This is a genomic window from Pseudomonas sp. GW822-FHT04C11 (assembly GCF_058800905.1).
Genome location: NZ_JBXAMS010000007.1, coordinates 197992 through 214938, shown reverse-complemented (window position 1 = coordinate 214938; position 16947 = coordinate 197992). Strand labels below are relative to the sequence as shown.

At 57.9% G+C, this 16947-nt stretch carries 12 protein-coding genes; 7 read left to right on the top strand and 5 right to left on the bottom strand.

All coding sequences use genetic code 11. The annotated features are described in order from the left end of the window. Nucleotides 1-102 precede the first annotated feature (102 nt). Nucleotides 103-4680, top strand: coding sequence for a dermonecrotic toxin domain-containing protein (locus tag AC1RJ3_RS14155; protein WP_493079318.1), 4578 nt, complete (start codon nt 103-105; stop codon nt 4678-4680). Nucleotides 4681-4721: 41 nt separating this feature from the next. Here AC1RJ3_RS14155 and pdxR read toward each other — a convergent pair whose 3' ends face one another. Further along, entirely contained in the window at nt 4722-6266 is a 1545-nt protein-coding gene (gene pdxR / locus AC1RJ3_RS14150) for a MocR-like pyridoxine biosynthesis transcription factor PdxR (protein WP_493079317.1), read from the bottom strand. A 104-nt stretch (nt 6267-6370) separates the two neighbouring features. On the opposite strand from pdxR, the gene AC1RJ3_RS14145 reads away from it, so the two are divergent. The 3 genes from AC1RJ3_RS14145 to AC1RJ3_RS14135 are packed head-to-tail and all read left to right on the top strand — an operon-like array spanning nt 6371 to nt 8138. Continuing rightward, on the top strand, nt 6371-7000 hold the full coding sequence (locus AC1RJ3_RS14145) for an FMN-binding negative transcriptional regulator (RefSeq protein WP_493079316.1): 630 nt from the start codon (nt 6371-6373) through the stop codon (nt 6998-7000). A 2-nt stretch (nt 7001-7002) separates the two neighbouring features. After that, the gene (locus tag AC1RJ3_RS14140; protein WP_347928428.1) at nt 7003-7449 is read left to right on the top strand and encodes a GNAT family N-acetyltransferase; all 447 of its coding nucleotides are present in this window, start codon (nt 7003-7005) and stop codon (nt 7447-7449) included. A 17-nt stretch (nt 7450-7466) separates the two neighbouring features. Further along, nucleotides 7467-8138, top strand: a complete 672-nt coding sequence (locus AC1RJ3_RS14135) for a GNAT family N-acetyltransferase (protein WP_347928429.1) — start codon at nt 7467-7469, stop codon at nt 8136-8138. 128 nt (nt 8139-8266) lie between these two features. Here AC1RJ3_RS14135 and AC1RJ3_RS14130 read toward each other — a convergent pair whose 3' ends face one another. Continuing rightward, complete coding sequence (locus AC1RJ3_RS14130) at nt 8267-9166, bottom strand: homocysteine S-methyltransferase family protein (RefSeq protein WP_493079315.1); 900 nt, start codon at nt 9164-9166, stop codon at nt 8267-8269. Between the two features lie 113 nt (nt 9167-9279). Here AC1RJ3_RS14130 and AC1RJ3_RS14125 point away from each other — a divergent pair, with 113 nt between their 5' ends. Beyond that, nucleotides 9280-10101, top strand: a complete 822-nt coding sequence (locus AC1RJ3_RS14125) for an ABC transporter substrate-binding protein (RefSeq protein ID WP_493079314.1) — start codon at nt 9280-9282, stop codon at nt 10099-10101. Beyond that, the gene (locus AC1RJ3_RS14120; RefSeq protein ID WP_347928434.1) at nt 10098-10934 is read left to right on the top strand and encodes an amino acid ABC transporter permease; all 837 of its coding nucleotides are present in this window, start codon (nt 10098-10100) and stop codon (nt 10932-10934) included. The genes AC1RJ3_RS14125 and AC1RJ3_RS14120 overlap by 4 nt, the downstream gene beginning before the upstream one ends. 146 nt (nt 10935-11080) lie before the next feature. Here the strand turns inward: AC1RJ3_RS14120 and AC1RJ3_RS14115 are convergent, their stop codons facing one another. Next, on the bottom strand, nt 11081-11386 hold the full coding sequence (locus AC1RJ3_RS14115) for a hypothetical protein (RefSeq protein WP_103314809.1): 306 nt from the start codon (nt 11384-11386) through the stop codon (nt 11081-11083). 422 nt (nt 11387-11808) lie between these two features. Then, nucleotides 11809-12093 (bottom strand): helix-turn-helix domain-containing protein, encoded by a 285-nt coding sequence (locus AC1RJ3_RS14110; RefSeq protein WP_103314810.1) that lies wholly within the window; start codon nt 12091-12093, stop codon nt 11809-11811. 345 nt (nt 12094-12438) lie between these two features. On the opposite strand from AC1RJ3_RS14110, the gene AC1RJ3_RS14105 reads away from it, so the two are divergent. Continuing rightward, nucleotides 12439-14634 (top strand): autotransporter outer membrane beta-barrel domain-containing protein, encoded by a 2196-nt coding sequence (locus AC1RJ3_RS14105; RefSeq protein WP_493079313.1) that lies wholly within the window; start codon nt 12439-12441, stop codon nt 14632-14634. 499 nt (nt 14635-15133) lie between these two features. Here AC1RJ3_RS14105 and oadA read toward each other — a convergent pair whose 3' ends face one another. Beyond that, nucleotides 15134-16942 (bottom strand): sodium-extruding oxaloacetate decarboxylase subunit alpha, encoded by a 1809-nt coding sequence (gene oadA / locus AC1RJ3_RS14100; RefSeq protein WP_103314812.1) that lies wholly within the window; start codon nt 16940-16942, stop codon nt 15134-15136. Between the last annotated feature and the right edge of the window lie 5 nt (nt 16943-16947).

The window sequence follows — 16947 nt, the reverse complement described above, 5'->3', positions numbered from 1 at the left end:
ACCGAAGACCCGCCTGTGTGCGGGTCATTTTTTTGCCAGCACATAATTAGTTACCACCCTGCATTGCCCACTGCCCACTACCTTCGGTGCCACGACCAGGACTTGTCTTTGCGTCCTGGAAACCACACGAAGGAAGCGAACATGACTGATAACGTTCCTCTAGAGACATCCGGCGACACCACGCGCCTTGTAGAGAAAAGCGATCTGGTCACCCTGACCAGCCACGGCCCAACCCTCAACCAGATTGCTTCGAACCTGATGACTCAGGCGCTGAAAGAGCTTTATCCGGACCTGGACATTGACCCGGACCACGCAATGATCGCAACACCACATTGGCTCCAGGTTGATAACCGGATCGAGGCCGGCCCCTTTCGATTCGAATCACTGACGCATGCACTGATCCGCCATAGCTTTAACACGACAAAGGCCAATTACATCGAAGGCGAACACTTTCTCACCCTGGAGCGACATGCCAAAGATCCGATTCATCTCGCCGTCAGCATCGAGGAAGTCGCCGGCGTGCTCAATGACTCAGCACCGTTATTGTTTGTCGAATTCCAGGCGCGGCAGTTGGATTTCTGGAACCAGAAGGGACACAGGATCGCGCGCTGGCAGGAACTCTCCGACACACTGCGCAAGGCGCTGAACGTACGACAGGTCAACGGTTGGAATGCCGATGAATGCGCCATGGCGCGGGAGATTTCCATGGCTCCCGACAAAGCCCTGCGCAGCCCCGTGAACAGCGACTTTTCAGCGATCCAGGCGTGCCTGATCGACATAGACACCATCGAGAATGAGGTTGCCAGCCACCTCCTGGTCGGTGGTGCTCTGGTGCTCAAGGCAACGTATCGCAAGCGCGAACTGATCGTGATGTACACCATCGAGCGCGCTTACGAGTCTTTCGACTCAATGGAACAACTGGGTAACTCGCTTCCAGCGCGCCTGGAAGACCAACTGGCAGGGCGCGACCTGAAGTGGCGGCTTTACGAGCCCGACGGGAATATCTTCGATCACATGGCCTGGGCACTGGTGTCGTCGCAGCTCGATGCCATCGATGCACTCCGATTCCTGGAGGCGCCAACAACCGATGTGCTTGCTTCCGAGGTCGAGATCGACACCACGGAACACGTACGGATCGAGCAATTGGCTGCGGCGATTCCCGACTGGCTGCGCAACGCATCGTTCAGCGATATACAAGACTACAGTCGTTACGTCACGGCGCTGGGAAAAGTGTATCGCCAGCCCGACTACAAGGCTGCCAAAGACGAGATCCCGTCTATCACCTCATACGCCCAGCGCCTGATGAGCGAAGCGATCATCGCCGACCCTCACGCCGTCGGTGCGGCGGACCTGGTGCTGGATGAGTTGCGGATCAAGATCACCGATAGTTTCACCGTCGACGATCTCACTCTCCCCGATCCCCGCAACCAGCACATCGAAACACTCGCCGACTTCGCCCTGGAGAACGAAGCGCCTTACCTGGCGAGCATCTTCTTCAAAAATGCCCGGCAGGTTCCGGATTGGCTGACGCCAGAATTCCTCACAACGTTGTCGGCTCGAGCCAATATCGGTGAGGTCTATCCCGCACTGATCAAGCGCAAGCTGATTGATGACCTGGTTGAATCCCGACGCCAGGAAAATTTCTATATCGACCAGCTGCGTTTGCTATTGCCGCTCATGGCACTGGAAAGCAAGGTCAGGCAAGAAGCGGGCATTGATGAGCACGGCTATCGATACATCCGTGAGCTGCTCAACCCCGACACGGAGACAGCGCAACCGATTGCTATCTACCCCCTCTCGATGACCCCGCAACATCGCTTGATCAGCACCAGCGACACGGTTGCCAACATGTACATCATCAGCCCTCGAAGCGCCGAGAGCGGCGCTTGTCTGCTTTATCGTCCGATGCTGGACCCGCCACTGATGCAGTTCCCCTCCCGGCAAAATTTGCTGTATGCCTTGCACCAACCCGGTGAACTCCGAGATTCGGTGCTGGCATGGCTACCCGACAAGGCCCTGAGCTTTGAATACGCTCAATATGTTTTCCCTGTAGGTCTGCCGTCCCCCTGGTTGGTGGCCGAACAGGTTGTCGATCCATTGCTGAGGGTGGACAGGTTCGGACACGTGATATTCAAATACGAGGAGATAACCGGCAACATTCTTTCGACACTGTTCAAAAACAACGCACAGACGATCGTCGATTTGGCTGACCGTCAGTCGCAATCAAATGCCGAACGGCGCTGGCGCTTGTTGAAAGACAGCAGCTGGGCGCTGTTCAGCGTCACCTCAAACTTCCTCAGTGGTGCAGTAGGAACCGCTGTCTGGGTCTGGCAGACCATCAACGAAATCCAGCAGGCACTCGATGCCCGAGATCAGGGTGACAGCTTCATCGAATGGACTTCCGTAGCGGATATTCTGCTGGCACTCGGGATCATCCTCAGCCATCACGCCGTGATGCGGCGCAAAACGGCATCGGGCAAACTGCAACCTGCACTGCCGATAGAGGAGCAGATAAAACCACCTACCGCGCCGCTCACCATTGCATTGGACCCCACCCCGCTTGTCGCTGAACTGCCACAGAGCCATCGCTCCTCGGTTGAGGTCGCGGGATCCGTGCCGCGCCGCACCATTTCGACGCTGGGCACCTACCTGGACACCCTCAAAGTCTCCGCGCCAAACCTTGCCGACACAGAACTGACCACGGTCAATGAAGCACCTCCCCACCTCTACCAGCTCAACGACAAGATCTATGCACAGGTCGGCGAACGCTGGTTCAACGTCATGCTGGACGCCGACGCTCAGGTCATTCTCATCGACCCCAAAGACGTCACGCGAACCGGCCCCCTGCTAGTCCATAACCAGCAAGGTCAATGGTTCGTGGACACCCGACTGCGCTTGCGCGGCGGCGGCCCGAAAAATCGCCTCAAAAGCATGAAAGCGGCCAAAGAGCAGCGTAAACATGAACTGGAAAACACACTGGACTCATTCAAGGCCCAGGAACCTGCGAAGGCAAGGGAGCTGGCAAGAGCGCAAACAGATTTGCTGACAGCCAACGGCGATGCCTACGACCGAATGCTCGGGGTTTACGCGGAAAAACTGGAAGTCTTGATCAATAGTTATGAGCAAGCACTCGAGCAACTGCGAGAGTGGCGCACGCTCGGCGGAACAACAGGCTATACCTACGACTTGCTACGCCTGAGCACGGAGATGCAGAAGCATCTTTCGCTCTGGTTTACCGCAAAAAAACACCAGTATATCCAAGCCACCAGCGCATTTACGCAAGCCCCCCAGCCGGACACAGCGATCACACGGCAAACCTACATTGACAACATCCGGCGGGCGACAGACCTGAGCCACGCAATGGTCGAGAAACTTGAACTCTCGCAAACGGCACTTCAAGGAATGCATGCGGCGGGAAGGCCGGGCATAGCTGAAGCCATAAAAATCAGCAAGCTGCTGCCTTCATTCTCGGCACTGGAACTCAAGGCAAACGAGATAGGCATGGCGCAAGAGCTGTGTATGCAAGAGCAGGCCAGCCCGACAATGTCCCAGGCCCGTAACGCCGTCGGCAGCATTATCGTGAGCGCCGCCGAGGCCGCTCATCGGGTTGCGGACCTGATGAACATTGCAGGCGGTAACGCTGCCCCACAAGAACGTATTGAAGACTTCGGCGGACTTGTCGATACCTTTGCCGACACCGATCAAAGAATCCGGGAGTTACCAGACACCTACCCCCACCTGTTCAAACAGCCTCAACTCGATCATCTGCGAAAACTGATCGAAGAGTTTTCACGACTGGCGCACACCCAACTGCATACGTTGCTGCCCGAAAGTGAAGTGTTGATAACGCAGGGCTCAACAGAACCCGCACGTCCCGGCCCATCACGCCTGCCGGTAAAAGTTAGCAAGACCCGCCCTCGCGATCCCGGTAATAGCGAAGTCACCAAAGCCAAGGAAGCTCCACTCAAGGCAGTCATGCCAGGTGTCAGCGTGCAGCCAACGCCGGTGCTGAGCGATACCGACATCATCGAGGCCGGTCTTGAGCAGAGCTTGGATGTTCAGCCATTTATCGAGCGCACCCGCAAAGACGCTTTGCGACCGCGACGCATCCCCGCCGACATGCAGGATCTGTTCGATCAGTACGCACTCAAACTGGAACAAAACGCCACGAGCGTTGATCTGGCCATGATCAGGAGCAAAAACGCCGAAGGTACCCTTCCGCCAGTGGCCACCCTGAGCCTGGAACTGCGTCAGGCGGCAATCAAGGTAAGAGAAGCGGGCATCAGCACCCGAGCGGGCCTGTACAAAGAGCGCAAACCCACGCAAAGCAGCCTCAAATGGATGCACGAAAACGAGCAGGTTCGAATCACCCGAAACGAACAAGGCCGAATCCAGACCAAACAGCTCGGGGACTACTTTCAGGAGTACCGGATTCTGGATAAGGCGAACAATGATCAGGCGTTGTGGGTGGCGCATTTCCACTACGAAACCCTCAGCAGTCCAGTAGACACGCCCGCTACTGCTCACCTGAAAGTCGCGGACAAATACCTGGAGACGCTCCCCCCTGAACAGCGGCGACTGTTGACCTCCGTCGAACCCATTGATGGTGTGCTACGGAAAATAGTCGACCCGAGCCTGCGCAAACTGTTTCTGGATCTGGAACCCCAGGCAACGCCATGAAGGACGGACGCTGATCGCGACTCCATCCTCCGCCCCCAGCATCACCAGACCTTTTTCAACCCCCCGAGCGCTGCGCGGATCGCCTCCTCGGGCACCGCCGCGAAACCCAGCACCAGCCCGGCGCGCTGGTCTGGCGGGGTGCATGACTCCGGCAGCCAATAGTTACTCAGACCATTGATCTCGACATCAACACTCGCCGCGGCGTCGATCAATTCGCGCTCGCGGGCCTGAGTGTCGACCGCCACCGTCAAGTGCAGCCCCGCCGCGACACTTGGCAGGCTGCCAACACCCGGGATATCCACAGGCCAACCCGCCAACAGCGTGTTGCGCCGACTCAAGGCCGCGCGCCGCATACGGCGGATATGCCGCTGAAAATGCCCGGCAGCCATGAACTCGGCCATCACCGCCTGAGTGCTCACCTCGGAATGGCGCACATCCACTGCACGACGCTGGGAGAACGCGTCTACCAGGCCCATCGGTAACACCAGATACCCCAGACGCAATGCCGGAAACGCGACTTTGCCGAAGGTGCCGACGTAAAGCACCCGCCCCTGTCGATCCAGCGCCGCCAAGGGTGCCAGTGGGGCGCCGCTGTAGCGATACTCGCCGTCGTAGTCATCCTCGATGATCCAGCCGTCAGTGCGTTCAGCCCAGGCGAGCAATTCCAGACGCCGCGCCAGGCTCATGATCACCCCGGTCGGATATTGATGAGACGGCGTGACGTAGGCCAATCGACAGTCGCTCAATTCAGCCAGTTCAGCACAATTGATGCCTTCGTTGTCCACCGAGACCCCATGCAGCCGCGCCCCGGCTACGGCGAAGGCATGCCCAGCCGCGCGATAGCCGGGGTTTTCCACAGCCACTCCATCGCCGGGCTCCACCAGCAGCTGTGCACAAAGGCTAATCCCCTGCTGTGCGCCACTGGTGATCACAATTTGCTCAGCACTGCACTGCATGCCGCGCGAACTGCGCAAATAGGCCGCGATCAATCCGCGCAAGCGCTCGTAACCTTCGGGCGCGCCGTAACACAGTTGCTGTAAATCCGGCCTACGCCAGAAAGCCGCATTCAGCTTGGCCCAGACCTCAAACGGGAACAGGTCAAAGGCCGGTACACCCACCCGAAAAGCCCTCGGCGGACCACTTGGAGGCCTGGGCAAATGGTGCTTCTCGACCCGCTCCAAAGCACCGCTGTGGATAACTTTACTGGATGAAACCACAGGCAAATCCAGCCATTCTGTGGATAACCCTGTGGGTAAGCCTGTTGGTAACCCTGTGGATACTTTTGTGGATAGTTTTTTCGTCGGCAATGCCGTTTGCGGCAATTGCGCCACATACGTGCCGTCCCCCACCCGTCCCTCGATGAAACCTTCGGCGTAGAGCTGATCGTAGGCACGGACCACGCTATTGCGCGAAATCGACAACGCCGCAGCCAGATCGCGGCTGGCAGGCAAGCGTGTGCCACTCACCAGCCGACCGTCGAGCACACGCAGGCGCAAGGCCTGATAGAGCTGACGACTCAAGCCCTGACGGCGATCGAGTTCGATACCTGCCGGGTTGAACGACAGGGACAGCAGCGAGTTGTTCATGGCAATGGAGTCCCGCTAATGGACCTACGAAATTGACTGTTAATGGCTCTTACAACAGACCAATAGCCTGCCTAGGATAAAGGCATTCGCCAAGGAAAATATCCATGTATACCCCCAGCGCATTTGCCATCGAAGACCTTCCCGCCCTGCATCAGCAGATCCTCGACACACGCCTGGCCATCCTCGTCACTCACGGCGAGCAGGGTTTGCAGGCCAGCCATGTACCGCTGTTGTTCAGCCCGGAACAAGGGCCGAATGGCACTCTTTACGGCCACTTGGCCCGAGCCAATCCACAGTGGCAGGAGCTGGAAGCCGGGGCCGAGGCGCTGGTGATTTTTGCCGGGGCCGATGCTTACGTCAGCCCGTCGTACTACCCCAGCAAAGCGGACCACGGCAAAGTCGTGCCGACCTGGAACTATGTGGCGGTACACGCCTATGGCAACGCCGAAGTGTTCAGCGATGCTCACCGCCTGCGCAATCTGGTCAGCGCCCTGACCGATCGCCATGAACGCGACCGCACCCAGCCGTGGAAAGTCGACGACGCGCCGGCCCATTACATCGATGGCATGCTCAAGGCCATTGTCGGCTTCGCCCTGCCGATCCAGCGTCTGGAAGGCAAGCGCAAGCTCAACCAGAACCGCAGTACCGCAGACATCGCCGGCGTGCGCGAAGGGCTGATCGCCAGCGCCAACCCGCACGACCAGGCCCTCGCCCATTTGATGCCCAAGGAATGATCATGAGTCAGATCGAGATTCGCCGCGTTACCGCCGATGACCACGCCGCTTGGCTGCCGTTGTGGCAAGCCTACTTGCGCTTCTACAACACCGAGCTGCCAGAGGCTGTCAGTCACAGCACCTGGCAACGGTTCCTCGACCCGAGCGAGCCGACTCACGCAGCCCTCGCCTGGGCCGATGGCAAAGCGGTGGGCATGGTGCATTTCATCTATCACCGCTCGAACTGGAGCATTGAAAACTCCTGCTACCTGCAAGATTTGCTGGTGACGCCCGAAACCCGTGGCACCGGCGTCGGCCGCAAGCTGATCGAATTCGTCTACGCCACGGCCAAGGCCGACGGTTGCTGCAAGGTTCATTGGTTGACCCACGAAACCAACGCCACCGCGATCCAGCTCTATGAGCGCATTGCCGAACGTCCTGGTTTCATCCAGTTTCGCCAAGCCCTTTAAGGCTCAAGGAGAGCAACATGTCGACTTCACTCGCTGACTGGAAAGGCGCTCCAGCGCCCTCGGTTCAACTGATCGAAGGACGCTTCATTCGTCTGGAAAAACTCGACCCGGCACGCCACGCCGACGGCTTGTTCAAAGCCCTGCAAGGCCCCGGCGCCGACCCGAAGCTGTGGGATTACTTGCCTTACGGCCCGTTCCCGGAACGCAGCGCCTTCAATGATTGGCTGAATAACCACGCCGCCAACAGCGACCCGTATTTCTTCAGCGTCATCGACCGCGCCACCGGTGAAGTGCAAGGCCTTCTCAGCCTGATGTCGATCGTCCCGGCCCACGGCCGCATCGAAATCGGTCACGTCACCTTCGGCGCAGCGATGCAGCGCTCACCGAAAAGCACCGAAGCGGTGTTCCTGCTGGCCAAAGAATCGTTCGCCCTGGGCTACCGTCGCCTGGAATGGAAGTGCAACAACGGCAACGCCCGCTCCAAATACGCCGCCGAACGCCTGGGCTTCAGCTTCGAAGGCGTATTTCGCCAGCACATGGTGGTCAAGGGCCAGAACCGCGACACCGCGTGGTATTCGATTCTGGATTCGGAATGGCCGGCGATTGGGGCGGGGTTTGAGAAGTGGCTGTCGGATGAGAACCAGACAGATTCGGGGCAGTTGAAAACCCTGGCTGAGTGCCGCGCCTGATGTTCGTTCCCACGCTTTGCGTGGGAATGCCTCACTGGACGCTCTGCGTCCGCTTTTGAATATGACGCGGAGCGTCAGGGGCTGCATTCCCACGCGGACGGTTCGACGCCTCGACGTGGGAACGATCTTTACGCCAGCTTCTGCGCCAACACCGCTATATGCTCCGGGCCAATCCCGCAGCAACCACCGAGATGGCTCGCGCCGCGTTTCTGCCAATCGGCCGCCCAATGCAGGTAACCGGGCGGATCGAGGTCCTCACGCAACGGGTCCAGACCATCATTGGCCGTGGCCTCTTTCGGTTGCGGCGGGAAGGCGTTGGCGTACGCACCGATGTGGACTTTCACACCCAAACGCTCGAAGGTTTCCCGCGCAGCATCAATCGCTGCACCGATTACTTCCGGCTGGCTGCAGTTGAACAGCAGCGTCTCGACCCCCAGCTCTGCGGCCACCGCAGCGGCATCGGCCACCGGTTCACCTGAACGCAAACGCGGTACTTCGTCCGTGTCTTCATCCTTCAAGGTAAACGACAACCAGAACGGCTTGCCGTCCTTTGGCAAACCGGCATGAATAGCCCGCGCTTCGACAATCGAACTCTGGGTTTCAGCCAGCCACAGGTCGACATGAGGTGCCAGGCCCGTGACCAATGGCGTCAGCAATTCAGTCACCCGGGCAGCATCAAAAAGGTCCGGACGATAGGAACCGAACAGCGGCGGCAATGAACCCGCCACACGCACGGGCTGTCTAGCCGCGTCGGCTGCACGCCGTGCCAGCTCCCCCGCCAATGCGGCGAGCGCCTGACCCTCAGCGGCAAAACGATCTTCACCGATATGAAACGGCACCACCGCGTAGCTGTTGCTGGTGATCACGTTTGCACCGCTTTCGATATAAGCCGTATGGACGGCCTCAACCGCTTGCGGTGCTTCGCTCAACGCCAGCGCGGACCACTCAGGCTGCCTGAACGGCGCGCCTCGGCGTTGCAGTTCGCGACCCATACCGCCATCCAGAATTACCGTGCTGCCTGCGTCCATATATTTTTTACTCATATGCTTATGAAAATAACTCACTATCAGAGTCGTTCTTATAACTATTAAATACGCACCATTCCGTTAATAACAAACTCTTTTTTAGTCAGGAACTGCCCGTGAAACTTCAACCGCTACTGGCCCTGGGCCTGACGATTCTCGCTGCTTCTTCCCAAGCCTTTGCCGGTGCCACACTGGATCGTATCGAGCAAAAGAAAGAGTTGGTGGGCGTGCTGATGGAAAGCTATCCGCCGTTCTCGTTCCTCAACGATCAGAACCAGCTCGACGGTTTCGACGTCGACGTGGCCAAAGCCGTGGCGGACAAACTTGGCGTCAAACTGCGTCTCGAAACGCCGTCCTGGGACGTGATCGCTGCCGGTCGCTGGAGCGGTCGCTATGACATCTGCATCTGCTCCATGACCCCGAGCAAGGCCCGCGCCGAAGTCTTCGATTTCCCGGTGGAGTACTACGCTTCGCCAGCCGTGATCGTGGTCAATGCCAAAGACGATCGCATCCATGGTGCCAAAGACCTGAGCGGCAAAAAAGTCGGCCTCACCAGCGCGTCCAGCTACGAAAGCTACCTGAACAAAAACTTGGTGATCGAAGGCGCTGAAGACACCCGATTGCAGTACCCGTTCGAGGACGTGCAGATCGCCCCGTATGACACCGACAACGTCGCCTTCCAGGACCTGAGTCTGGGCGCTGGCGTGCGACTGGATGCAGTCCTCACCAACCTTGTAACCGCACAACCGCGCCTGACCCAGGACCAGCGCTTCAAGCTTGCCGGTGAGCCGCTGTACTCGGAACCCAACTCCGTGGCCATCGAAAAGGGTGATGCTCAGTGGGATGGCAAAGTGCGCGAAGTCTTTGCCCAGTTGAAACAGGACGGCACCTTGAGCAAGCTCTCGCAAAAATGGATCGGCGCCGATATCAGCAAATGACTTCTTTCCCCAAACCTCCTCAGCCGCCGCAACCGGTGGCTGAGTCATTGCTCAAACGTGTCTTTGGTTTTCGTACCCGCCTGTACCTGACCTGGGCGACGATGCTGGGCCTGTTCGCGAGTTTCTTCCTGAGCTTCGACCTGAAGTTTTCGATCATTCTCGACAAGCTGCCGAACCTGATCGGCCTGCATCTGGCGCCCAACGGCTTCTTGCAAGGCGCAGCACTGACACTGTTTTTGTGCCTGTGCTCGATTGTCGCCTCGTCGCTGCTGGGCTTCATCACCGCCCTGGCGCGGTTGTCGAAGAGTGCCGTGGCGTTCGGCATCGCCAGCTTCTACGCCTCGTTTTTTCGGGGCACGCCGTTGCTGATTCAGATCCTGCTGATCTACCTCGGCCTGCCACAGCTGGGCATTGTTCCTGGCGCCATTGCCGCCGGGATCATTGCGTTATCGCTGAATTACGGTGCGTACCTGAGCGAAATCTTCCGCGCCGGCATTGTCGGTGTACCGTATGGCCAGCGCGAAGCTTCCCTCGCGCTGGGGATGCGCGAGTCGGTGATCTTCTGGCGAGTCACCCTGCCACAGGCCATGCGCACCATCATCCCGCCCACCACCAACCAATTCATCTCGATGCTCAAAGACTCATCACTGATCTCGGTGATGGGCGTCTGGGAAGTGATGTTCCTGGCGCAGTCGTATGGCCGCTCCAGCTACCGCTACATCGAAATGCTGAGCACGGCAGCGATCATTTACTGGCTGTTGTCGATTGGTCTGGAGTTGATTCAGGCGCGGATGGAGCGGCATTACGGGAAGGCGTACAAGCAGCGGAGCTAAGGGTTCAGCTGATCGTACGCCGAATCTTCACTACGCCAACAATTGGCAATTGATCGAACCGGAGAAAGCGATTTGCAATCGACAGCAAATAAAGCTGCGTGGATAAACAGCTTTATTTGAATAGAACTACCTCTTCTGCTGAGTGGTTATCCCTTCGCGGGCTCGCCTGGAGCTGACTCCGTCGGCCCGCAATTGCGACTTAGCTTCCACCCCAACGCATCCAGTGCGTCACAACCGTCCTGAATCAACAAATGCGCGGCATTGGCGAAGTGCTCCAGGTCGTAGCCTTCGGCATCCTTCACGCTCAGGCAGCTCACGCTGTTAAGCAGATTTCGACCGATCTTGAGACGGTGAATGGCGGTTTCGAAAAGATCACAGGCGTCGGCGTCGAGGTTGATGAACAGCGTAGGGTCGAGACTGAGGTTGCTTTGGAGGGGGGAAAAGTTGGGCATGATCTAACTCCGGTAGTTTGCAAGGAATGGCTCCTGGTGTTTGACCGGCTAAGATCAGTCACGGCCTGAGCGGTGACACAAGGACTATAGGCGAGCAAAAAGCGATGCAAAACCCGGTTTCCGCATCTCGGAGTCGTCCTACGCGAATGAGAGAAATGACCTTTTGAAACAGGTTAGCTATGAGGTCGCCCTCGCGGGCAGCCCCAATGCCGGCAAGTTACGCCGTTACGCGAACCGTAGCAGCTGGCGAAGCCTGCGTTCGGCTGTGAAGCAGTCGCAAATAGGCGATATGCAGTGTTCCTGAAAGGATGAAGTTTGGCATTTTGCGAGCGCTACGCACTCGAACGCAGCCTCGCAAGCTCGACAGCTGCTACGGGGAATATATTGAAGCCGAAGCTCCTTAACTTACCGGAGGGTCGCCTCTAGTCTCGATTGATAAAACGACGAACCTTCACAACCCCCATTCGAAACCCAAACGGTCTGAACACTGCATTCAACGACTTCAGCGTCTGGTTCCCTTCCCCGTGCTCGATATGCACCAGCGTGCGCACCGAAATTTTGCACATCTTCGCAAACTGACTCTGATGCAACCCCGTAACCTCAACCCGCAAACGTCGGACCGCCTCACCAATCTCCAAGGTGCCGTCAGCCAATCCTTCCTGAATGCTTTCGAGTAGAGCCCCTCGCTCAAGTACCGACATTCCCATGTTCATCGACTCCGAACAAATCCAACCCACCCTCCGACTATGCAATTTAATGCAGATATTGAGACTAAACACAGATAAAACATGCATTAAATTGCATATCAAAGCGTTTTTCAGTGCGAAAGAGCGGTGGCAGACGAGTTTCCGAGCCTTCGCCAATCGACACATCCGAGAACGGTGTAAGGAAAAACGTCAGCATAGGGAGGCCAATAGTCATATGGCCTCCTGGACGTGCCCTTTGCTACAACCGAAGCTCCAGCGCCTTGCACAAGAGCAAGAAATACCCGGCATCGGGGCATGTGCCCGCCCTTTTAAAGTTCGACCTCCCCAAGGAAGAGGTCGCACTCAATGCCCATTTTGCACGCTCATCGTCCACACCATCTCGCCCTGGCAATCGCGCTCGCACTAAGCGGTGTCGACATTGCGATTGCCCAGCAGCTTTCCATCAATGCCGAACCCCATCAGATCGAGACGCCAGTCGACCCGTTCGCACGGCTTCAAGCATTCATCAAGGCGACCGATACCACCCCAACCAAGATCACCAAGGCTTACAAAAAAGGTCCCGACGGTATCGCCCTGCAGCTGGACGACGCCAATGATCTGGTGATCGTACTCAACCGCGGAAGCTTCAACGGGGTGGTTGACGGAGGTGGTGGTCAAAACGTATTGCAGCTCGACGCCAAGAACGGCGGCACACTGGATGAGAGCCGCAACTTTACCGTGCTGCATGCCAAACAGGGCGATTGGATACTGACCGGTTCCAAGGATTTCAAGGAAAGTACGCTGGTCGATAAAGGCTCCACGCTAACCAACAATGGAGGTGTTGCAGGCGGTGCAGAAACCCGAGGCACGCTCATCAACAACGGCTGGATCGGTGGCAGCGCAAACGTCCTCCACGGTGGCCATCTGAGCAACATGGGCGACATCAAAGGCCATGTGGTCGTTGGCGAAGGCGCAACATTCAGCGGCAAAGGCAACGTCGGTAGTCTGAATGTGCATGGCCGCTTCGTGGTCGACCGTTCGCAGGGCGCAGCGCAGATCAACGGTGATTTGAAACTGTTCGAAAGTGCCGAGTTGTCCTATGAGATCAACGCCGACGGTAGCGCCGAAACCATCATAGTCGACGGTACCGCAATACTCGAAAACGCGAGCCTGACAGTCAATGCGATGGACGGCGAATACCCGCTCACACAACGCTACACAGTGCTTGAAGCGAACAAGGTCGAAGGTGAGTTTGGTAAAGTCAGCAGCAACCTCGCCTATATGACGCCAACCTTGGCCTACACCGACACCCACGTGGGCCTGATCTATGCCCGCAACGACGTGCCACTGGAAACCTTTGCCACGACCGAGAACAGTCGGGCACTCGCCAATAGCCTCGAACCCGAGCAACAGAGCGCCCCGGTTGCCGCAGCGCCACACGATGAATCCCCGCCCACTCCAGCAACCGCCGATATCGCGCCAGCGCTTCTGCCAAGCCCACCGGATGAACATCAACCAGCACTTACTCCTGTGATGAATACCGCCATCAATGCCCTGCTCACCAGCAACACCGCAACGGCCGCCATAGCGCTGGAGCAACTGGCCGGCGTCAGCAACGCCAATCTCGCCAGTGCCACTTTGAGCAGTGTCCGGCCGGTCAGCGCGAGCATGCTTTCGACCCTGCGCGAGTTGAGCAACGATGCGAGCCTGCAAGATTTCTCGGCAACCGGTCACGATACCAACGGCAGGGTCTGGGTCCAGGCCCTGGGCAACTCCGCAACCCATGATGACAAACTGGACGACAGCGCCCTTCGGCAACGCACTCACGGCATCGTGGTGGGGGCCGACTGGTCACTCGATAATGAATGGCGCGCGGGCTTACTCGGTGGCAAATCACAGACTCGCCTGGACGGGGTGCTGCTGGACGGCGATCTCGACAGCTGGCACCTCGGGGCCTATGCCTTGCGTCAAAGCGGCCCGCTGGCATTGCGATTGGGTGCGACTTACAGCAGTCATGACGGAACCACCAAACGCAACATTGCCTTCGCTCGTTACAGCGACCAGCTCAAAGGCAGCTATGACGCCAGCAGCCAGCAGGTTTTCGCCGAAGTCGGCTACAACCTGAGCAGTGGCGCCCTGCAGGTCGAGCCTTTCGCAAGCCTGGGGTATGAACATTATCAACGCGACAGCTACCGGGAAAAAGGTGGAGATGCTGCGTTGAAAGTCGACAAGCAAACCCTACGCAACTTCAACAGCATCTTTGGCCTGCGCCTGGCACACCGCAGCGACCTGGAAAACGGCATGCGCCTGACCCCGCGTATGAGCGCTGGCTGGAAGCACACCTATGGCGATGTCAGCAGCCATGTACGTCAGACTTTTTTGGCGGGTAGCGAGTCGTTCTATGTCGAAGGCATTCCACTGGATCGCAACAGCCTGACACTGGAAGCGGGGTTGGACTTGAGGGTCTCGAAGCATCACGCTCTGAGCGTTGCCTACAACGGTGAGATGAGCAGCAACAGCCACGAAAGCGGCGTGATGGGTCAGTGGCGGATGAGTTTTTGATAAGGACTGGATGGACAAACACCTGTCACTTCTGACAGTAGACGACCTTATAACCTGCAGCCTAGCCTATTTCCCTGAAGCAGGTGTCGACTACTTGCTCTGATTTCAGTTCTCCATCGTTAAGGAGTTTCCGTGATGAACAACGAGACATCATTAGTAAGTCTGCCTGCAACAGCAAAAGCGGGTGATTTCATCTCACTAACGCATGAAAAAGTCCGGAGTATGACTGGAGTTTATTCAATCCAATTTGTACCTCTAGCGGGAGGAGCGGTACACGTAGCAAACATCTGCCGTCAGTCTGAAAGCTATGCGTGGTTCACAGTCCCTTATGTACAGCCAGGCGAGTACAACATAAAAGGCACATACCCGGCGCAAAGCCCGATAAAAGATCCGCTAATCGGAACACTGAGGATCGTTGTCTAGCAGTTCCTTGCACATGGACAAAAAAAGGGGGGCACATGCCCCCCCGAGGTAAAGCGTTGCAGTCGAGGCTGTTAAATCAGCCTTCGATCTCGATCAGTATTTCGCCCGGATTGACCCGGTCGCCCTTGGCCACGTGGATGGCGGTGACTTTGCCGGCGATGGCCGCTTGTACTTCGGTTTCCATCTTCATCGCTTCGGTGATCAGCACTGCCTGGCCGGCTTTCACGGTGTCGCCTTCCTTGACCAGCACATCGACGATGTTGCCTGGCATGGTGGTGCTGACGTGGCCCGGTGCGCTGGCTTGCTTGCGCTTGCTGCTACCACCGCTGACGAACTCGTTGAGTGGCTCGAACACCACTTCTTCCGGCATGCCGTCGATGGACAGGTAGAAGTGACGCTTGCCTTCGGACTTGACGCCCACACCGGTGATGTCGACGCGATAGGTTTCACCGTGAACGTCAATGACGAACTCCGTCGGCACACCTTCGCCGCCCGCCGAGGTCACACCGCCGGCTTCCGGAATCGGCAACAACACTTCCGGAGTCAGGGTGCCGGCTTCGCGTTCTTCAAGGAACTTGCGCCCGATGTCCGGGAACATCGCATAGGTCAGTACGTCTTCTTCAGACTTGGCCAACGCACCGATTTCGCCGCGCAGCTTGGTCATTTCCGGCTTGATCAAATCCGCCGGGCGGACATCGATGACTTCTTCGCTGCCGATCGCCTGACGGCGCAGCTGCTCGTTAACAACACCCGGCGCTTTGCCGTAACCGCCTTGCAGGTAGAGCTTCACTTCGTTGGTGATGGTCTTGTAGCGCTCACCGGCCAACACGTTGAAGAACGCCTGAGTACCGACGATCTGCGACGTCGGGGTCACCAGCGGAGGAAAGCCGAGGTCTTCGCGAACCCGCGGGATTTCGGCCAATACTTCGCTCATGCGGTTCAGCGCGCCCTGCTCTTTCAACTGGTTGGCCAGGTTGGAAATCATCCCGCCCGGCACCTGGTTGACTTGCACGCGGGTGTCGACGGCGGTGAATTCACTTTCGAACTGGTGGTACTTCTTGCGCACGGCGTAGAAGTACAAACCGATTTCCTGCAGCAGCTCCAGACTCAGGCCGGTGTCGAACTCGCTGCCCTTAAGGGCGGCAACCATCGACTCGGTGCCCGGGTGGCTGGTGCCCCAGGCGAAACTGGAGATCGCGGTGTCGATATTGTCGGCACCATTTTCGATGCCCTTGAGTTGGCACATCGCGGCCAGGCCGGCGGTATCGTGAGAGTGGATGAACACGGGCAGCGATTGCTCGCTTTTCAGTGCTTTGACCAATTCGCCAGTGGCGTACGGGGTCAACAGGCCGGCCATGTCCTTGATCGCCACGGAGTCGCAACCCATGGCTTCCATTTGCCTGGCTTGCTCCACGAACGCCTCGATGGTGTGCACCGGGCTGGTGGTGTAGGCGATGGTGCCCTGGGCGTGTTTGCCGGCCGCTTTCACCGCTTCGATGGCCACCCGCAGGTTACGCACGTCGTTCATCGCATCGAAGATGCGGAACACGTCAATGCCATTCACGGCCGCCTTGGCGACGAAGGCTTTGACCACGTCGTCGCTATAGTGCCGGTAGCCCAACAGGTTCTGGCCGCGCAGGAGCATTTGCAGACGGGTGTTAGGCAGCGCTGCACGCAGTTTGCGCAGACGCTCCCACGGGTCTTCTTTGAGGAAGCGTACGCAGGCATCGAAGGTCGCGCCGCCCCAGACTTCCAGCGACCAGTAGCCGACTTTGTCGAGCTTGTCGCAGATCGGCAGCATGTCGTCAGTGCGCATGCGAGTCGCGAGCAGCGATTGGTGAGCGTCGCGCAGGATTGTGTCGGTTACGTGGATTTTTTTAGTCATTGGAA